At 50.0% G+C, this 16,188-nt stretch carries 21 protein-coding genes and 1 pseudogene; 15 read left to right on the forward strand and 7 right to left on the reverse strand.

Annotated elements, in window-relative coordinates; translation table 11 throughout:
- The first annotated feature begins 3 nt into the window (after window positions 1–3).
- Genes tmk through ACVL1J_RS09675 form a run of 5 tightly spaced genes read left to right on the forward strand, consistent with a single transcriptional unit; the run spans window position 4 to window position 3,525 of the window.
- On the forward strand, window positions 4–654 hold the full coding sequence (gene tmk / locus ACVL1J_RS09655) for a dTMP kinase (protein WP_341237535.1): 651 nt from the start codon (window positions 4–6) through the stop codon (window positions 652–654).
- On the forward strand, window positions 651–1,649 hold the full coding sequence (locus ACVL1J_RS09660; protein ID WP_159570348.1) for a DNA polymerase III delta subunit-related protein: 999 nt from the start codon (window positions 651–653) through the stop codon (window positions 1,647–1,649). The genes tmk and ACVL1J_RS09660 overlap by 4 nt, the downstream gene beginning before the upstream one ends.
- A gap of 36 nt (window positions 1,650–1,685) precedes the next feature.
- Window positions 1,686–2,069 (forward strand): PilZ domain-containing protein, encoded by a 384-nt coding sequence (locus ACVL1J_RS09665; RefSeq protein ID WP_201301471.1) that lies wholly within the window; start codon window positions 1,686–1,688, stop codon window positions 2,067–2,069.
- Window positions 2,069–2,854: a TatD family hydrolase gene (locus ACVL1J_RS09670; RefSeq protein WP_159570345.1), complete on the forward strand. Its 786-nt coding sequence runs from the start codon at window positions 2,069–2,071 to the stop codon at window positions 2,852–2,854. Before ACVL1J_RS09665 ends, ACVL1J_RS09670 begins: the two co-directional genes overlap by 1 nt.
- Window positions 2,851–3,525, forward strand: coding sequence for an ankyrin repeat domain-containing protein (locus tag ACVL1J_RS09675; RefSeq protein WP_491665318.1), 675 nt, complete (start codon window positions 2,851–2,853; stop codon window positions 3,523–3,525). The genes ACVL1J_RS09670 and ACVL1J_RS09675 overlap by 4 nt, the downstream gene beginning before the upstream one ends.
- Window positions 3,526–3,555: 30 nt before the next feature.
- On the opposite strand, the gene ACVL1J_RS09680 is transcribed toward ACVL1J_RS09675, so the two are convergent.
- From ACVL1J_RS09680 to ACVL1J_RS09690, 3 genes are all read right to left on the reverse strand, one after another.
- The gene (locus ACVL1J_RS09680) at window positions 3,556–5,181 is read right to left on the reverse strand and encodes a methyl-accepting chemotaxis protein (protein ID WP_341237538.1); all 1,626 of its coding nucleotides are present in this window, start codon (window positions 5,179–5,181) and stop codon (window positions 3,556–3,558) included.
- Between the two features lie 103 nt (window positions 5,182–5,284).
- Window positions 5,285–5,419 carry a hypothetical protein gene (locus ACVL1J_RS09685; protein WP_256366116.1) on the reverse strand — a complete coding sequence of 45 codons (135 nt, stop codon included), beginning with the start codon at window positions 5,417–5,419 and terminating at the stop codon, window positions 5,285–5,287.
- Window positions 5,420–5,683: 264 nt separating this feature from the next.
- A complete protein-coding gene (locus tag ACVL1J_RS09690; protein WP_491665319.1) occupies window positions 5,684–6,688 on the reverse strand; it encodes a DNA-binding protein in 1,005 nt (334 codons plus the stop codon).
- Window positions 6,689–6,813: 125 nt separating this feature from the next.
- Here ACVL1J_RS09690 and ACVL1J_RS09695 point away from each other — a divergent pair, with 125 nt between their 5' ends.
- Window positions 6,814–7,995 (forward strand): tyrosine-type recombinase/integrase, encoded by a 1,182-nt coding sequence (locus ACVL1J_RS09695; protein WP_171099002.1) that lies wholly within the window; start codon window positions 6,814–6,816, stop codon window positions 7,993–7,995.
- Here the strand turns inward: ACVL1J_RS09695 and ACVL1J_RS09700 are convergent, their stop codons facing one another.
- Window positions 7,996–8,202, reverse strand: a complete 207-nt coding sequence (locus tag ACVL1J_RS09700; protein WP_008249195.1) for a helix-turn-helix domain-containing protein — start codon at window positions 8,200–8,202, stop codon at window positions 7,996–7,998. It lies immediately after the preceding gene.
- 132 nt (window positions 8,203–8,334) lie between these two features.
- On the opposite strand from ACVL1J_RS09700, the gene ACVL1J_RS09705 reads away from it, so the two are divergent.
- The 3 genes from ACVL1J_RS09705 to ACVL1J_RS09715 all read left to right on the forward strand — a co-directional run bounded on the left by ACVL1J_RS09705 (window position 8,335) and on the right by ACVL1J_RS09715 (window position 11,154).
- Window positions 8,335–8,910: a VspR family transcription factor gene (locus ACVL1J_RS09705; protein WP_491665320.1), complete on the forward strand. Its 576-nt coding sequence runs from the start codon at window positions 8,335–8,337 to the stop codon at window positions 8,908–8,910.
- Entirely contained in the window at window positions 8,907–10,301 is a 1,395-nt protein-coding gene (locus ACVL1J_RS09710) for a DEAD/DEAH box helicase (protein ID WP_491665321.1), read from the forward strand. Before ACVL1J_RS09705 ends, ACVL1J_RS09710 begins: the two co-directional genes overlap by 4 nt.
- Window positions 10,302–10,428: 127 nt before the next feature.
- A complete protein-coding gene (locus ACVL1J_RS09715) occupies window positions 10,429–11,154 on the forward strand; it encodes a hypothetical protein (RefSeq protein WP_171099010.1) in 726 nt (241 codons plus the stop codon).
- 429 nt (window positions 11,155–11,583) lie between these two features.
- On the opposite strand, the gene lspA is transcribed toward ACVL1J_RS09715, so the two are convergent.
- Both lspA and ACVL1J_RS09725 read right to left on the reverse strand, forming a co-directional pair.
- A complete protein-coding gene (gene lspA, locus ACVL1J_RS09720; protein ID WP_171099011.1) occupies window positions 11,584–12,066 on the reverse strand; it encodes a signal peptidase II in 483 nt (160 codons plus the stop codon).
- Window positions 12,063–13,115 (reverse strand): cation transporter, encoded by a 1,053-nt coding sequence (locus ACVL1J_RS09725; protein ID WP_240605711.1) that lies wholly within the window; start codon window positions 13,113–13,115, stop codon window positions 12,063–12,065. The genes lspA and ACVL1J_RS09725 overlap by 4 nt, the downstream gene beginning before the upstream one ends.
- A gap of 70 nt (window positions 13,116–13,185) precedes the next feature.
- Here ACVL1J_RS09725 and ACVL1J_RS09730 point away from each other — a divergent pair, with 70 nt between their 5' ends.
- Both ACVL1J_RS09730 and ACVL1J_RS09735 read left to right on the forward strand, forming a co-directional pair.
- A complete protein-coding gene (locus ACVL1J_RS09730; RefSeq protein WP_491665322.1) occupies window positions 13,186–13,608 on the forward strand; it encodes a MerR family transcriptional regulator in 423 nt (140 codons plus the stop codon).
- Window positions 13,609–13,941: 333 nt separating this feature from the next.
- Window positions 13,942–14,328, forward strand: coding sequence for a transposase (locus tag ACVL1J_RS09735; RefSeq protein WP_291750750.1), 387 nt, complete (start codon window positions 13,942–13,944; stop codon window positions 14,326–14,328).
- Window positions 14,329–14,397: 69 nt separating this feature from the next.
- On the opposite strand, the gene merR is transcribed toward ACVL1J_RS09735, so the two are convergent.
- Window positions 14,398–14,832 (reverse strand): mercury resistance transcriptional regulator MerR, encoded by a 435-nt coding sequence (gene merR, locus ACVL1J_RS09740; protein ID WP_005303925.1) that lies wholly within the window; start codon window positions 14,830–14,832, stop codon window positions 14,398–14,400.
- A gap of 71 nt (window positions 14,833–14,903) precedes the next feature.
- Between merR and ACVL1J_RS09745 the strand changes: the two genes are divergently transcribed.
- From ACVL1J_RS09745 to ACVL1J_RS09760, 4 genes and pseudogenes are all read left to right on the forward strand, one after another.
- The gene (locus tag ACVL1J_RS09745) at window positions 14,904–15,254 is read left to right on the forward strand and encodes a mercuric transport protein MerT (RefSeq protein ID WP_001294663.1); all 351 of its coding nucleotides are present in this window, start codon (window positions 14,904–14,906) and stop codon (window positions 15,252–15,254) included.
- Window positions 15,255–15,267: 13 nt separating this feature from the next.
- Window positions 15,268–15,546 carry a mercury resistance system periplasmic binding protein MerP gene (gene merP, locus ACVL1J_RS09750; RefSeq protein WP_171099019.1) on the forward strand — a complete coding sequence of 93 codons (279 nt, stop codon included), beginning with the start codon at window positions 15,268–15,270 and terminating at the stop codon, window positions 15,544–15,546.
- 226 nt (window positions 15,547–15,772) lie between these two features.
- A pseudogene (locus ACVL1J_RS09755) lies at window positions 15,773–15,919 on the forward strand (cation transporter); the annotation flags it as partial.
- Between the two features lie 18 nt (window positions 15,920–15,937).
- On the forward strand, window positions 15,938–16,188 hold a 251-nt coding region (locus ACVL1J_RS09760), incomplete at its 3' end, for an FAD-dependent oxidoreductase (protein ID WP_491665326.1).

Here is a 16,188-nt window from a genome sequence, read left to right on the forward strand (position 1 = left end):
TTCATGAAAAAGCACAAACAGGGTTACCTGATCAGCTTCGAGGGCGTGGATGGCGCGGGAAAGTCCTCGCACATTGCCCGGGTCAAGGCGCGCCTGGAGGAATTGGGCTTTGAATGCCTGCAAACCCGTGAGCCAGGCGGAACACCCGTGGGCGAGGCCATTCGTGGACTGGTGTTGCACCATGACATGGATGTGAACACCGAATTGTTGTTGATGTACGCGGCGCGCAGGCAGCACATGGTTGAAACAATTCAGCCTGCACTTGATCGTGGTGTTTGGGTAATTACCGACCGGTTTGAGGACAGCAGCTTTGCTTACCAGGCGGGTGCGGGCGGTGCCAGTTGGGAAGATTGCCAACAGTTGAGCAAATGGGCATTGAAGGGGTTTGAGCCCACATTGACTTTTCTGTTTGATTTGCCTATTGCGGTTTCTCAAAGCCGCATACAAGGCAGGGCAGGGGCCAGTGACAAATTTGAAGAAATGCCAAGCAGCTATTTTGAGGCGGTGCGGGCAGGTTTCATCAAACGCGCTCAGCTTAATCCACGCCGGATCCGCTTGATTGATGCGCAGCCACCAGAGTCCGAAGTCGGTGAAACCGTATTGGCTGAACTGGATAAATTCATGCGAACACATTTGAACCTGGGCCTGGCATGAGCACAGCAAACTGGCTGCGGCGCGCTCAAGAACAGTTGGCGCATTTAATGCAGGCGACCACAGCGCCAATTCTGGTTCACGGGCACCAGCCAAAAGGGCTTTACGAGTTGGTAAACGACTACCTGGCCGCTGTGCTGTGCGAGTCCACTTCCGCTACCAGCAAGCCGTGTATGCAATGCCCAGGTTGCCACATGCGCATGGCGGGCAATCACCCGGATTTGAGATACCTGATGCCGCAGGCCGTGTCCCTGGAGCTTGGTTTTAATCCAGAAGTAAAAAGTGGTGTGAAACCCAGCCAGGATATTCGCATCGATGATGTCAGGGATCTCCAAAACTACTTCAATACGGCTTCTAGCCGTGGCGCCTCGCGCTATGTGGTGGTGTATCCCTTTGACAATATGAACACCAACACAGCCAATGCATTGCTGAAAACGCTTGAAGAGCCAGCCAATGGGCTGCGGTTTGTATTGGTGGGTAGCCGGGTCGACAAACTATTGCCCACAATTCGGTCTCGCTGCCAGGAATTGACCATGCCGATGCCGACAATTTCAGAATGCCTGGCCTGGCTGGAAGTGCAGGGCGTGAACCAGCCCGATGTGGCCTTGGGTGTGGCCATGAATGATCCGTTTGAGGCCTTGAGCCTGGCTCAAACTGCAGCTGATCAAATTGATTTACGCAAAAAGTTTCTGGAATGGCTTTCCAACCCGGATCAACATGCCAACGCACCGGCAGGGCTCGAGAAAGTGGGACTGCCCGTGGTGCTTGAATTGGCCATGCGCTTGTGCAGCGACTGCGTGGCGCAGGCCCACGGCCTGAAAGGGAGCAATTTTCCCTGGCTGGCACCCAAATTGATGTGGGTAAAGTCGATCGGTATGGATCGATTCAGTCAACTGTATCAAAGCCTGCAAAAAGAATTTCGATTGGCCAATCACCCAATTAACCCCCGTTTGGCGCTAGAGTATGTGGGGCAGCAGTGGCAAAATTTAACGAAGTAATTCATCGAAGAACTCCATTTTCGGACAGCGCACGCCATGACCAGTAATTTGATGAACAACCCACGCAACAACAAAGAAGCCAGTCGCCCCTGGATGTTGTCCCTGACGTTGGGCGACAAGAATACGGCGGCCAGCCTTTACATGCCTTTTATCAAGGGTGGTGGGGTGTTTGTTGAAAGTGACAAGGAATACAACCTGGGAGATCCCGTGTTTGTATTGCTGACCGTCGGAGAAGAGGCTAAAAAATTTCCGATCAATGGCAAGGTGGTGTGGATTTGCGGGGCCAATGCGCGTGGTGACAAGGCCCAAGGTATAGGTGTGCAATTTCCGAAAGACGACAGCGGGGAAGGTGTGCGGGTGGCAATTGAGCAAATGATTGGTAAAATGCAAAATTCCATGAAAAAAACAGCAACCTTGTAGTGTTTACTGATTCACATTGTCATCTTGATTTTCCCGGTCTGGTTGAGCAGCTCCCAGATATCTTGAGTCGAATGCACGAAGCTCAGGTTAGCCGCGCTTTGTGTATTTCCGTTCAGCTTGAGGATTTTCCCAACGTACTTGCACTTGCTGAAAACCACGCGCAATTGTGGGCCACTGCGGGCGTTCACCCCGACTACGAAGACATTACAGAGCCCACTGTTGAAAAACTGCTGGAGCTGGCCGACCATCCCAAAGTAATCGGTATCGGCGAAACTGGTCTGGATTACTTTCGCTTGAAGGGTGACCTTGAATGGCAGCGTGAGCGCTTCCGGGTGCACCTGCGTGCAGCCAATGTGTGTAAAAAACCCGTGATTGTTCACACCCGTGCTGCGGGTGACGACACGTTGAAAATTCTTGCTGAAGAAAATGTTCAGGGTTGTGGCGGCATTATTCACTGTTTCACCGAGTCACTTGATTTCGCGCGCAAGGCGCTTGATCTGGGCATGTATCTGTCGTTCTCGGGCATTGTCAGCTTCAAGAATGCGGCTGACCTTCGCGAGGTGGCCAGGTTTGCGCCCATGGATCGAATCCTGATCGAAACCGATTCGCCTTACCTGGCGCCGGTTCCTCACCGTGGCAAAACGAATGAACCCAGCTTTGTGCCCCACGTGGCCAAGGTTATTGCGCAAGAGAAGGGCGTTGCAGTGGAGGAGATCGGCATGCAAACATCGGCCAATTTCGACCGTTTGTTTGGTTTTGCGCAAAGTGGAACGGCCTCGGTTTGAGGCGGCGTGTCTTTGTCAGCAGCTTGCTGTTACTGGTGTTGCCTGGTGTTTCGCTGGCCGGTGCCTTTGAAGACTTTTTTCTGGCCATTCAGTTTGATGATGAATCCCGCTTGAAGTCTTTGTTGCTCAAAGGCATGGACCCAAACACAGTGAATGAACAGGGGTTTCCGGCCATTACCTACGGCATGATGCAAGATTCCCCCAATGCGGTGCAGGTGCTGTTGTCTTCTGGCAGATTAAATCCCAATCAACCCGATCGCCGTGGCGAAACGCCCTTGATGGTGGCCTGTACGCTGAATAAAACCGAGTGGGTTGCTGCTTTGCTGGCCAAGGGGGCCACAGCAGGTGAGCATGGCCAGTGGACTGCTTTGCACAATGCAGCCGCTTCAGGCTCGACCGCATCGATAGAGTTGTTGGTGAAATCAGGCGTTTCTGTTGACCTGCTTTCGCCGAATGACACCACGCCCTTGATGATGGCAGCGCGTGAGGGCAGGGAGATGGCTGCCCGCACCTTATTAAGACTGGGCGCGAACCCGGCATTAAAAAACCAGGCTGGCTACAACGCGGCAGGCTATGCCATGAAAGCCGATCGCAAGGAATTGGCTTTCGAGATCATGAAAAAAGAAAGGGCGCTGAGAACAGCGCCCTTAAAGCCTAACAAGGCGAATTAAAACATTCGCCTGATTGACGGGTGAAAGTAATTACAAACTGGCCTCAAAATGTTTCACAAGCGTGCGCAATTCGCCTGATGTCGATGCCAGTTGCTTGGCTGAATTGTCCAGATCATTGATCGCGGCTACGTTGCTTTCTGTCAAGGAACTCATCCGTTCCATGCTGTTGGCCACCTCAAGGGAGGCCTGTGATTGCTGTTCCAGCATCGCAGAAATGTCTTTGGCAGATTGGGCAACACCGCGACTGGCCACCTTAATGGCTTGAAGGCTTTCGCTTGCTTCCAGAATCAGGGTTGTTCCAATATTGACTTCATCCACGGCACGGCTCATGGTTTCAAGGCCCTTGTTCGTGCCGCTTTGAACCTCTTGTACCGTTGCCGAAATCTCGGTGGTGGACTGGCGTGTCATTTCAGCCAGTTTGCGCACTTCGTCTGCAACAACCGCAAATCCTCGGCCAGACTCTCCAGCACGTGCAGCTTCAATGGCTGCATTCAAGGCCAACAAGTTGGTCTTCTCGGCAATTTCGGTAATGGTTCGCGTGACATTGCTGATTTTCACCACAGCGCGGTTCAACTCTTCAATATTTTGCTTGGCGTCCTGAACCACCTGAGCAACTTTTTGGGTCGCTTGCGTGGACTTGTCCATGCTTTGTGCGCCGGTATCCACAACATCCATGGCGTTTTTGGCGTGCGCTGAACTTTTTCCAGTGGCCTCAGAAATCTCTGAAACTGACACAGACAATTCCTCAAGTGCGGCAGCAACACCATTGATGCCGTCAGACTGTTGCTGCGAGCGGGTCATCAAGTTAATGGCCAACTGGCTTAATGCCTCGGCGTTGTTTTTTACTTCTGATGAGCTTGAAATCACGTCGGCAATAATCGCACGCAAATTCACCTGCATGCTTTTGAAAGCGGTATGTACCTTGTTGAATTCCCGTGTACCCGTTTCTGGAATTTCATGCTTGAAATTGCCCTCTGCCAGGTTGCGCATCGCATCCAGCATGGCTTTGTTTGTGTGTTCAACCCGACCTTTAAGCCAGAGCAAACCCAGGGCGGCCGCTACAAACGATAAGGCTGTGCTGCCGTAGACCACAGCAGGAATGCCGATCAACGAGAGTAGGGCGATGATGACTGGCAAGAATGCAACCACAGCCAGGTCCACAATAAAAGGGCGTCCCTTTGCAGGTTTTGTGAATGGGAATGTAGCGCTGCCAGCGTTTATTGCCTTGTACAAGGCCTCAGCCTCTGATTTTTGTGAGTCGCTGGGCTTGGAGCGAACCGACATGTAACCAATTTTTTCGCCATTTTGAGTCAGTGGCGTAACGTACGCATCGACCCAATAGTAGCCGCCGTCTTTGCAACGGTTTTTAACCAGGCCTTTCCAGGGCTCATCGCGGCGCCCGGTGTCCCACAGGTCTTTGAAGGCGTCGCGGGGCATGTCGGGATGGCGAACAACGTTGTGCGGCTGGCCCAAAAGCTCGTCAAGTCTAAAGCCGGAAATTTCTACAAAGGCAGGGTTTGCGTAGGTAATGCGACCTTTCAAATCGGTTTTGGTCACGATTGGAATTTTTGGATCCAGAAGACGCTCCACAGCTGTAGTGGGAGCGGCCATTCTGGCATTGCGGCCTTTGAGTTCGTTTTGGGCAGTTTGTGACATGAAGGTTCCATACCATAGGGGTCGATTTACCTTCACATCATACGAAACAAGTGCCTGTTGCCAGGCTTTCAACAGAGGCCCAAATCGACCTCAATTTAAAGATTTACGAACGCAGACCAACCACAATGGTACGGGATTGAAATCCCTCGATGATGTCTTGACCAGCAGCAACTGCTTCAATTGGCCAATCGGGATACACAGCACATGCAACCAATGCAAAGAACATGAATTTGTACATGGTAATAGCCTCGGATAAAGTTTGAAGAACCTATGTACTTTTTCGGCCAATCCCGGCTGAAGATCATCGTCAGTATTGGTGGGGGTCACTCTGGGTAACCCTTTTTAAAGCCAATTGCGATTGCGACTGTTCTATTAAAGTTGTAACGATTTTTTGCCTAAATTTGTAAAGTAATGTACTTTTCGCTTAATTTTGTAAAGAAGCATTACTTCTAGGCAACATTCCACACTACTCCAACCGCCAAATCTATGCAAACTTCAGAAATCAATCATGAATCTGCTTCATGGTTTTCCTGCGGCCATTTTTTGGATGTGTGATGTTCTGTTTTGCACTGAGTTGTTCTAGTTGAGCTTTAAGCTGGCCGTTTAGCCTGGTTTGTTCTTCATAGCTGATGCGGATCGTTTGAAGATCTGCGGTGGTCATTTCAAGTTTTGTCTTTGCTGCGCTTAAATCTCGCCTAGATTCTTCAAGCTCCGATGCGAGTTCAAGGAGTTTGTCGTCCCGTTGTCTTAATTCATCCTCTCGGAGTTTCAGGGCGTTCGTGGCATCCTTGATTGCTTTATTTGCTGCTTGTCGTTCTCTTTCAATCTCCATTAATGCCCGGTTTTCGTGGTCTTTCAATCTGGCCAATCCCTGTTCGTGCTCCTGTGACATTCTGTGGCTTTCAGCAATAAAGTCGTGTCTGGCTTTATCTAGTTGTTTTTTCAACTCCTCACACTGATCTGTGGCGATTGCGAGTCGGTTCGATTCCAGCGAAAGTTTGGTTTTACCCTCACCAATCTCCTTTTGCATCTCCGATACATGAATGTCTTTCTCAGCGAGGATTTGCGCCATTTCATCGATGCGAGACTCCAAAGCTTGATTTTTGTTGTCCAGTTGTTCGATCTGCTGAGTGAAACGATTTAATTCCCTTTGGTGCTGTTCATTTTGTTCACGAGCCGTTGCGGAGCTAATTTGAGAGGCGATTCGCCAAGTCTCCTTTAGCGCTTCTGTGAACGTCGTTTTCAGCGATTCTGGCATTTCTGGAATCTCCAGTTCTATTCTGCCCTTCTCTTTTTGCTGTGCTAAAAATTCCTGTATTGCTTTACCTGGCGTTGACATGCTCCCTTTCCTAACCAACGCATAGAGTCTGGTTGGTGTCGGCATTATTCCATGTTGATAAAAAAGGATTGCACACGTTTTCTTGTAAATTTCCAGTGTGGACAAGCCTTGGTTCATCAATTCAAGGATTAGCTGACGGATTTCATCATCAGAGTTTACATCGTTCATTTGCTTGTACAGAGATTGGCTAAGAGTCATATATTATTACATAATACGTAATCTAATTACTAATTTATTGATTATTTTTGACATTACACTTATAATGTCAATGTATTTATTCATCCGAGGTTGTTTTGAGTTTTGAGCTTATTCCCAGTGCGTTTTCAAAGAATCCAGCATTCCAAATCAGTGCGTTTGATGGTTCTACTGGAGTAAATCGCGCCTCCGGTTCGCGTCAAATCGCTGCAAACCGGGATGTAGATGCTATTTCTGCATGGCTAATGCAATTTCAAACCTCAAAAAGTACATTTGACAGTTATCGCAAGGAGGCCGAGCGGCTACTGTTGTGGTCCGTTTTGCAGCTTTCCAAACCACTTTCCTCACTCGTGTATGAAGATCTTCAGGCCTATAGGCAATTCTTGTTAGACCCGCAGCCTGTAGACTTTTGGGTGTCTACACCAGGACGTCGATTTGGGCGCAACGATCCACGGTGGCGTCCCTTTGCTGGGCCTTTGTCAGCAAGTAGTCAAAGGCAGACCTTGGTAATCCTTAATTCGATGTTTAGTTGGATGGTTGAGTCCGGGTATTTGGTGGGTAACCCGCTTGCTTTGGGCAAGCGCAGATCGTCGAGTTCGCCCAAAACTGTTACACGCTATCTTGATCCTATTCTATGGCTTGAGGTGAAGGCTTTTATTCTTGAATTGAGATCAACTGATCTGCCCAGGTACCATCGCTTGAGGTGGTTGTTTTCACTGTTTTACCTAGGTGGTTTGCGGATTTCAGAGGTTTCACAGGGTTGTATGGGGGACTTTTATTTCCGAAGAGCCCCAGACGGTAACGATTTGTGGTGGCTAAGGGTTGTTGGTAAGGGCAATAAAGAGAGACAAATTCCTATTTCAGGAGAGTTTCTTGATGAGTTGTTGCTGTATCGATCTTATGTTCAGGTGTCTGGTCTTCCGAGTGTAGGGGAGCAAGTTCCGCTGTTTGGTTCAGCCCGTAATTTTCGGATTAGGGTTGGTAGATCTTCCATACATGGGACTGTGACTGATTTGTTTGCAGATGTTGCGGCCAAATTGCGCATGCAAGGAGATATGCACGCTGTACGTCGTGCATCTCAGCTTGAATCGGCTTCAGCCCATTGGCTTCGCCATACCGCTGGCTCTCACATGGCAAATTCAGGCGTTGATTTGAGAGTGATTCGGGACAATCTGGGGCATGCGTCAATCAGCACAACCTCTATTTATTTGCACACCGACGATGATCAGCGTCACGCCGATACTTCAACGGCTCACCGCGTTGCTTGGTCAAATTCATGACTACGGCAACAACTCTTTGATGTCGCATCCGAGGGTGGCTGCAAGTTTGTAGGCTTTTTCAAGGGTGATACGCACCTCTCCCCTTTCAATCCTTCCCATATAGCTGCGATCAATTTCTGCTCTCAGTGCCAATTCATCTTGAGAAAGTCCCCTTAGTTTTCTGGCTGCGCGTACTTTGCTGCCGAATATTTTTGCCACGTCTTGCATAGTTGCCTCTCTAGAGGCAAGAACTATCCAAATTTGCGGCTTTAATAGCCACGGATTATAATCCGTTCTTTCTCAAAACCCCCTTTTTTCAGTTGCCAGTAGCCAGGGGGGAAATGACACCGATGGAGCATCATGACAAGAAGTCTTTCACCCGAGTTTTATTCAGTTTTGATTGAGGGGAATTTGAACAATTTCACAGTCATGGAATTGAGAGACGCGATCATTCGTGAATGTAAAGATGAAACAGATATGACCTTGCGTGACTATCACAAACGTGCGTACCGCGTGGTTCTAAGGCTTCTAACCGCAGGTTTGCTTGAAAAAAGCAAAGACATTTCTGAATTTGCTCGCTACAACAAAACCCCTCTTTTTGTAGCCTCAGTGTTTAAGCAAAGAGTGACAGTTGATCGGGGGCCCAAACAGCCCAAACAGCCCACGCAAGTCGAGCATGGGGCCCCCAGTTTTCCGGTCAAAGATCCCTGCATTCGAGACGAATTGGATCAGTTGGTAAAAACTTATCAGGTCGATTTGCTGTCTTCGATCGGTGAATCCGAGGAGTATCTGCGCTTGCACCAAGCCTATCCGCAGCTTAAAGCCAAGCTCGAGCCTCATTACCTTAAGTCCAGGGATGTCAGTTCAAAAATACTCGGTAAGATTCGCGCCATTGAAAGCGTGCTTGCTGGCATGTCGAAAGATCCCGTTTTATGAAGCTGCGCCGATGGCAATTCAACTGTCTTACGCGTGCTTTGAACTGGTTCAAAACTCAGTCACATTTCATGTGCTTGGCAACGCCTGGGTCGGGTAAAACCCGGCTATCCGCAGAACTGGCTAAAAGTCTGCTCCAAGCAAATAAAATCGATTTTGTATTGACCTTTGCACCATCAATTGAAGTTGCACAAAACACCTCAAATACTTTCACCAAAGTGCTTGGACGTCGATTTGACGGACAAATTGGTGCAATAGGCGGCGCTTACACTTACCAAAGTTTGTTATTCATTCAAGCGGATTTTTGGCAGATATTCGATTCCCATCGTGTTTTAGTGGTCTTGGATGAGGTTCATCATTGTGCTGGCAGCGATCTTTCAAACTCAAATTCTTGGGGGGAACAGGTTTTGCTGCGAATTCAAAGTAAAGCCACTTTCAGCATTGCACTTAGTGGTACGCCTTGGCGCAGTGATGACTTGCCAATCGTACTTGCCAAATACACCGATCCTGAAGGCAAGGTTCGCTGTGATTATGAGTATGGTTTGGCCGAGGCAATCCACGATGGAGTTTGCCGAAATCCAAAGCTGGTCCTCATTGATCACGATCGTATTCTCTTGACGAATCAACAAAGCGGAATCCAGTCGTTCGAATCCTTTGCCGAGTTACTGAGCTCGAATGGCATTACCTATGACCAACTCATTCAAAATCCTCAGGCTGTTCATTTCATGCTGAATCGTGGGTGTCAAAAACTTAAGGAAATTCGCCTTACAAACCCCAATGCGGCTGGTCTTGTTGTGGCTCGATCGGTTGAGCATGCACACGTTATTGCCGCTGAGCTTTCAAATACATTCGCGCAGTCCGTGAAAGTGGTCACCTACAGAGATCACGATGCTTCGAAAACGATCGATGCATTTAGGTACTCTAATGAACAATGGATTGTTAGCGTTGGGATGATTAGCGAGGGTACTGATATTCCAAGGTTGCAAGTGTGTTGCCACCTCAGTATTGTCAAAACGGAAATGCATTTCCGACAGGTTCTGGGTCGAATATTGCGTATGACCAATGATGTCGATAAAGATGGTTGGATGTTTGTTTTTGCTGAGCCAACTCTAGTCGAATTTGCAAATGAGCTTCACCATGAAATCCCGGAGTCTCGTGTTGTTCAATTTGATGGTTCTCGTCCACGTATAGGCGCCGAACAGAGGATTGGCAGGACTTTTGATGCTTCAACAAAGCTCAACGACTATTCGGAAATTCGCTGCAATGATGATCTGCACCTAACGCTTCAACCAGAGATTTTCGATTCAGAACAAACGAGGTACTCCCGTACTCGGTTGGAATGGGCTGGTCAGTTTAGAGAGCAGATCATTGCAACATTCAATTCATCATTTTAGGGGTGGTCATGTTTTTTGTGTTGGTGAAATCGATACCTCTTTGTGCACCCTCGCCTTCTGTTGATACGTCGATGATCTGTCGGCATGTTATTTTTACGTGAATTTTCCGTTTTGAACGAGGTGTGGATTGGGCACTGTTGCACGTATAAATGAAGGTGACTGGAGTGACGGTACCTCATTGTGGCGGTATATGGACATCTATGGATTTCTGAGTCTCCTTACCGGACAAAAACTGAAGTTTACGAATCTTTCTGAATTTGAAGACGGTTTTGAAGGCCGCATGCCCTTTAACAATTCAGCAACTCTGAATATTGACTTTTCCGACGACAGCAAATGTTTCTCGAGATCTATCGACGAAGTTGTTGCCCTTACGGAAAATCTAGAAAGTATCCGCAAAAGAACATGGGTGACGAGCTGGCAGCAATCTGACGATGAGTGCTCCTTGATGTGGCGAGTTTACGGTAGCAGACAAAACGGAGTTGCTTTAAAAACTACTGCTGGTAATTTGATTGCTGCACTTGATCCGACCAATGACTACATTGTTGGTCCGGTTAAATATATCAATTACATCCTCGATAGAGTCTCCGATGAGCAAAACTTTTTCTTTACGTTTCACAAGCAGCAAGGTTACTTCGCTGAGCAGGAATTCCGCATCGCTTTAACCGAATCCCATGAAAGTTTTGATGACAATCCTCAGCTCATTCAGTTTGATTTGAACAAGGCCTTGGAAAAGATAGTGCTCTCTCCATGGGCAGAGAAATGGCAGTTAGATGCGTTAAAAGAAGTACTGAGATCTTTCATGTTGGATCCCAACCTGATCGGATATTCATCGATATTGAGAGTTGGGAAATGATTTTTAATTGAGGGCTGACTCTCATTGTTGCCCGTAACATCTCCAGTTCTTTGATTCTAAATCAAGATTCGAATGAGGGCTCGACAATTGACCCGGTCAAATTGAACCGTTTGTTTGAATCCCTTCTTTCGCGCTGAAGAGGTACGGAGCGACACTGGGAGCAATCACGGGCTAGGCCTGCCTATTGTGGCAGCCATTGCGAAACTACATGGTGGTGAGCCACAACGTAAGCCCCTAGCAAACCCGTCTTGATTAGTTGGCGTGTTTCCAGTTATGCGGCAGCAGTTCGTTGATCCGACTGTACGGCTGCGTGGACAGTCGGTCCATCACGCCCTTCAAATACTCCAGCGGGTTAGCCCCGCATTCCGCTGAGCTGTTACCAGACTTGCCTGTAGTACAGGCGAATTAACATATCAGACATGAGAGAATCTACTGCGCTGTAGTGATAGCCCTCTGCTTGAAACCCGACAATATCAATAAGCCAGCACCAATGACAATCCACACATCGGCCAAATTAAAGGCCGGCCAGTGCCAATGATTGACATAAAAGTCGAGCCAGTCGACCACAGCACCCCGAACAATTCTGTCGACGAGATTACCCACCGCACCGCCCAAGATCAGGGAATAGGCAGTCGCCTCAATGGGCCTTGGTTTCCGAACAATCAGAACTACCAGAAATACAGACGCGAAAGCTGCAATGCCGGCAAGAAATAACCTTTGCCAACCTGCCTGATCAGCCAAAAAACTGAACGCGGCACCGGGATTGAGAACATGAACCAAATTGAAATTCTCGGCAACTGGCATTGAGTTGTGTAGAGGCAACCAAATTTCAATCACTGCTTTGGATGCCTGGTCCAACACTGCAAATAGCGTTGCAAAGGCGATCCAGTACCAAGGACGGAGGATCTTCATTTGAGCTGCAGGATGCGACGCGCACCGTTTAAAACGATCACACCAATGATGGTGCCAATAACAAGGTCCGGGTAAGGAGAAGCAGTAAACATTACCAGGGCACCGGCCACTATAACGCCGAGATTGGCAACCACATCGTTCGCGGAAAATATATAACTCGCTTTCATATGAACGCCGTCTTCGCGTTTGCCTGATATCAGAAGCAAACAGCTCACGTTAGCAATCAAGGCTATGACGCCCATTCCGATCATCAGGATGGACTCTGGTTCACTACCATACACAAAGCGCCGGGCAACCTCAGTCAAGGCCCCGACGGCCAAGAGTAGCTGCAACCAGCCCGCGAGATGCGCGGCGCGAGACTTCATGCTTGCCGCACGTCCCACAGCATAAAGTGCCAAACCATACACAGCAGCATCGGCGAACATGTCAAGAGAGTCGGCGATCAAGCCAGTCGATTGAGCGATTAGGCCCGTCGTCAACTCAATCACAAACATGAAAGCGTTAATACCGAGCAAAAGGCGCAAAGTACGCGCCTGGGCGGCATCATCAATCGCAGCGGTAGAGGCAGGCGAGGAAGTTGCCTGCTTAGACTCTCGTAAAATAGCTCCAAGCTTAAGCGATTCGAGCTTTTGCAACAACTCATTGGGCGAGCCATTGTGGGTTGCTTTAACGACCCGGTTGCTTAAATCGAACGACAGCGATTGCACGCCGGGCACATCCTGGACGGCCATTCGAATCAGATTCTCTTCGGAGGCGCAATCCATCTTCGGTACGGAAAAGACACTCACCAGCAAGCCTGCCTCAACATTTACGCTCAACGGTTGAGTATCCAGTAAAATTGTACCTAGGTTGAGTGGCTGCAGGCGTTCCAGCAAGCGATTAGGTTCTCCCTGATGCCGGGCCTTGAGTTCTCGTCGGGACAGATCGAAGTGCAGCGACTCGATATTATCAATACTACTTAATGCCATGCGAATCAGGTTTTCTTCCGAAGGGCAATCCATCTTCGGTATAGAAAAGGTGCTCTCTTGATGATTGTTTTCAGTGGTCATGTGGCGACTTAAGAATTCAGGATATAACGATGCTAAACCCTATAGTTAGTATAAAGTCAATGGAGGCGGGATGAAGATCGGAGATTTAGCAAAAGCCGCCGGTTGCCAGCCCGTAACGATCCGCTTTTATGAGCGAAAGGGCCTGTTGGGCAACGCAACAAGAACCGAATCAAACTACAGGGTCTATGGTTTGCAAGCTCTAGAGCGACTGGCTTTCATTCGCAACTGCCGGGCATTGGGGTTGACATTGCGGGAAATCGCCAGACTCATCGCGATCCAAGACGATGCTGGCACGCCATGTCATGAAGTCAACGACTGCTTGGACAAGCACTTAGCTGACGCGCGCCTTCAAATGCAGAAACTGAAATTGCTGGAAAAGGATCTCACTCGGCTGCGTAACCGATGCTTAAATCCCGGTATGTCAGCCGAATGTGGCGTATTAAGCGAGCTGACAGCAAAAAGTGAGATGGTAGCGCTTCGCACCCGAATTTAAGTGGTGTTTCAGGTCGAGAAAACAGGATAAACGCGGTCCATCGCTTGGCCCAAGTTCATTAAAGGCGAAACCACTCCAACAGCGCACTTGCAAACATTTTGCGTCAAACCTTCAAACTAGATTTGCGAATATGAGCCGACTGATCTTCATCATTGAATCCAACCTTGTCTGGTTTGTGATTGGAATTGCATTACTGGGGTTATTGGTCCCAGCATCGGGCCAGTTTCTGGAGCCCGCAATCGGACTAATGCGTAAGCCCCCAGCAAACCCATCTTGTTTTGAGTTGCTAGTTTTTGGTTAACTCTACTCCACTAATTTTTTGGTGGAGTAGTCATGACTGAGTTGGTTGTTAAACGCGGACGATCCCGACGCACACACAGTGCGCAGTTCAAACAAGAGGCTGTTGATCAGTGCACCAGGCCAGGCATGTCACTGGCCAATGTGGCCAGGCAGCATGAGTTACACCCCAGTTTGCTGGCACGTTGGGTCAAAGAGCGAACCGAGCCAGCAAGAATGACAATGTCATCGCAGTCTTCATTGGTGCCCCAGTTTGTTCCTCTGCATGTCGAGTCAGCACAGCGTGCCGAACTGCCGAGATCAACAACGTTGTCGAGCAAGATCGAAGTCAATATTGATCGCGCAGATCTGCGCATCGCATTCAAAGTCGATCCATCGCAAATGGTTGAACTGGGCCAGGTACTGCGCGAGGTGTTGCGTTGATCCGTGTGGACGCAATCTGGATGAGCACCGCACCATGGGGGCACCTCAGAAAACGGAAAATAAAGCACGCTAAGGCATAGCTGACCTTGCCAGGCCTGCTTCGCCCTGTAGTGACGCGATCAACGGGCAGGAAACATTCCCCTTTCGTGCATGGCAGGCGCACACGAGTTCAGACAGCACGGTTTCCATGCGCGCCAAGTCGGCCATCTTCTCGCGCACGTCCTTGAGCTTGTGTTCGGCCAGGCTGCTGGCCTCCTCGCAGTGGGTGCCATCGTCGAGCCGCAACAGCTCGGCAATCTCGTCCAGACTGAACCCCAGCCGCTGTGCCGATTTCACGAATTTCACCCGAACCACGTCCGCCTCCCCATAGCGGCGGATGCTGCCGTAAGGCTTGTCCGGTTCCGGCAACAGGCCCTTGCGCTGATAGAAGCGGATTGTCTCCACGTTGACCCCGGCCGCCTTGGCAAAAACGCCAATGGTCAGGTTTTCCAAATTATTTTCCATATCGCTTGACTCCGTACATGAGTACGGAAGTAAGGTTACGCTATCCAATCCAAATTCAAAAGGGCCAACGTATGTCTGAACCACAAAACGGGCGCGGTGCGCTCTTCGCCGGCGGGCTGGCCGCCATTCTTGCATCGACCTGCTGCCTGGGGCCGCTAGTACTGGTCGCCCTGGGCTTCTCCGGTGCTTGGATCGGCAACCTGACGGTGCTGGAACCCTATCGACCGTTGTTCATCGGCGCGGCGCTAGTGGCGCTGTTCTTCGCCTGGAAGCGGATTTACCGGCCCGTGCAGGCATGCAAGCCAGGTGAGGTCTGCGCGATTCCGCAGGTGCGCGCCACCTACAAGCTGATTTTCTGGATCGTGGCCGTGCTGGTCCTGGTCGCGCTTGGATTTCCCTATGTCGTTCCATTTTTCTATTAACCAGGAGTTCATCATGAAGAAACTGTTTGCCTCCCTTGCCCTTGCCGCCACCTTCGCTGCCCCTGCTTGGGCCGCCACACAGACGGTCACCTTGACCGTTCCCGGCATGACCTGCGCAACTTGCCCGATCACCGTGAAGAAGGCACTGAGCAAGGTAGAGGGCGTTAGCAAGATCGAGGTCGACTACGCAACCAAGCTGGCTGTTGTGACGTTCGACGATGCGAAAACCAGCGTCCAGGCGCTGAGCAAGGCGACGACGGACGTAGGCTACCCGTCTGAACTGAAGAAATAAGGCAGCAAATGACGGCAGCGTCGCCAGAACCTAGGTAGAGATGCCGGTCTGGCGATTCTACTGGCCGTCATTGCGTGCACAGCCTGTAAATGACCCACCGAGCCTGTTCGCTGATGCGAAAGACTGTTCCACTTACCGAGGCGTCGTACCAGTCGCCGTGGGCAGAATGGATAAAAGAGAGAGCAAAATGCAAGAGTTAAACAAAGTTGGTCTGAGCGTGGCGGGAATGACCTGCCCAAGTTGCACAAAGCACGTTGAGGACGCCCTGCTGGCAGTTCCTGGCGTGACAGCAGCGTCCGTCGACTATCCTACGAACAGGGCGCAGATCACGGGCAATAGGCTTGACATGTCGGCACTCGTGACGGCAGTGGGGGCACTTGGTTATCGTGCTATGCCTGCAGACGAAGTCGAAAGCAAAGGGAGCAGTACCGAACGGCCGGGACTTCTTGGCAGAGCCGCCCAGTGGCTGAGCGGCGACCGACCGGTGGAAAAGCCAGCCGGTCAGCTCCATGTGGCGATTATCGGTACCGGTGGCGCCGCTGTGGCAGCTGCGCTGAAAGCGGCTGAAAACGGTGCCCGGGTCACGCTGCTCGAGCGGGGAGCCATCGGCGGCACCAGCGTCAACGTTGGCTGCGTACCTTC

The sequence above is a fragment of the Limnobacter sp. G6BE5S genome, assembly GCF_058448965.1.

Coding starts and splice junctions, on each gene's coding strand:
- tmk (WP_341237535.1), top strand. CDS start 4: ATGAAAAAGCACAAACAGGGTTACCTGATCAGCTTCGAGGGCGTGGAT.
- ACVL1J_RS09660 (WP_159570348.1), top strand. CDS start 651: ATGAGCACAGCAAACTGGCTGCGGCGCGCTCAAGAACAGTTGGCGCAT.
- ACVL1J_RS09665 (WP_201301471.1), top strand. CDS start 1,686: ATGACCAGTAATTTGATGAACAACCCACGCAACAACAAAGAAGCCAGT.
- ACVL1J_RS09680 (WP_341237538.1), bottom strand. CDS start 5,181: ATGTCACAAACTGCCCAAAACGAACTCAAAGGCCGCAATGCCAGAATG.
- ACVL1J_RS09685 (WP_256366116.1), bottom strand. CDS start 5,419: ATGTACAAATTCATGTTCTTTGCATTGGTTGCATGTGCTGTGTATCCC.
- ACVL1J_RS09690 (WP_491665319.1), bottom strand. CDS start 6,688: ATGAACGATGTAAACTCTGATGATGAAATCCGTCAGCTAATCCTTGAA.
- ACVL1J_RS09700 (WP_008249195.1), bottom strand. CDS start 8,202: ATGCAAGACGTGGCAAAAATATTCGGCAGCAAAGTACGCGCAGCCAGA.
- ACVL1J_RS09705 (WP_491665320.1), top strand. CDS start 8,335: ATGACAAGAAGTCTTTCACCCGAGTTTTATTCAGTTTTGATTGAGGGG.
- ACVL1J_RS09710 (WP_491665321.1), top strand. CDS start 8,907: ATGAAGCTGCGCCGATGGCAATTCAACTGTCTTACGCGTGCTTTGAAC.
- lspA (WP_171099011.1), bottom strand. CDS start 12,066: ATGAAGATCCTCCGTCCTTGGTACTGGATCGCCTTTGCAACGCTATTT.
- ACVL1J_RS09725 (WP_240605711.1), bottom strand. CDS start 13,115: ATGACCACTGAAAACAATCATCAAGAGAGCACCTTTTCTATACCGAAG.
- ACVL1J_RS09730 (WP_491665322.1), top strand. CDS start 13,186: ATGAAGATCGGAGATTTAGCAAAAGCCGCCGGTTGCCAGCCCGTAACG.
- ACVL1J_RS09735 (WP_291750750.1), top strand. CDS start 13,942: ATGACTGAGTTGGTTGTTAAACGCGGACGATCCCGACGCACACACAGT.
- merR (WP_005303925.1), bottom strand. CDS start 14,832: ATGGAAAATAATTTGGAAAACCTGACCATTGGCGTTTTTGCCAAGGCG.
- ACVL1J_RS09745 (WP_001294663.1), top strand. CDS start 14,904: ATGTCTGAACCACAAAACGGGCGCGGTGCGCTCTTCGCCGGCGGGCTG.
- merP (WP_171099019.1), top strand. CDS start 15,268: ATGAAGAAACTGTTTGCCTCCCTTGCCCTTGCCGCCACCTTCGCTGCC.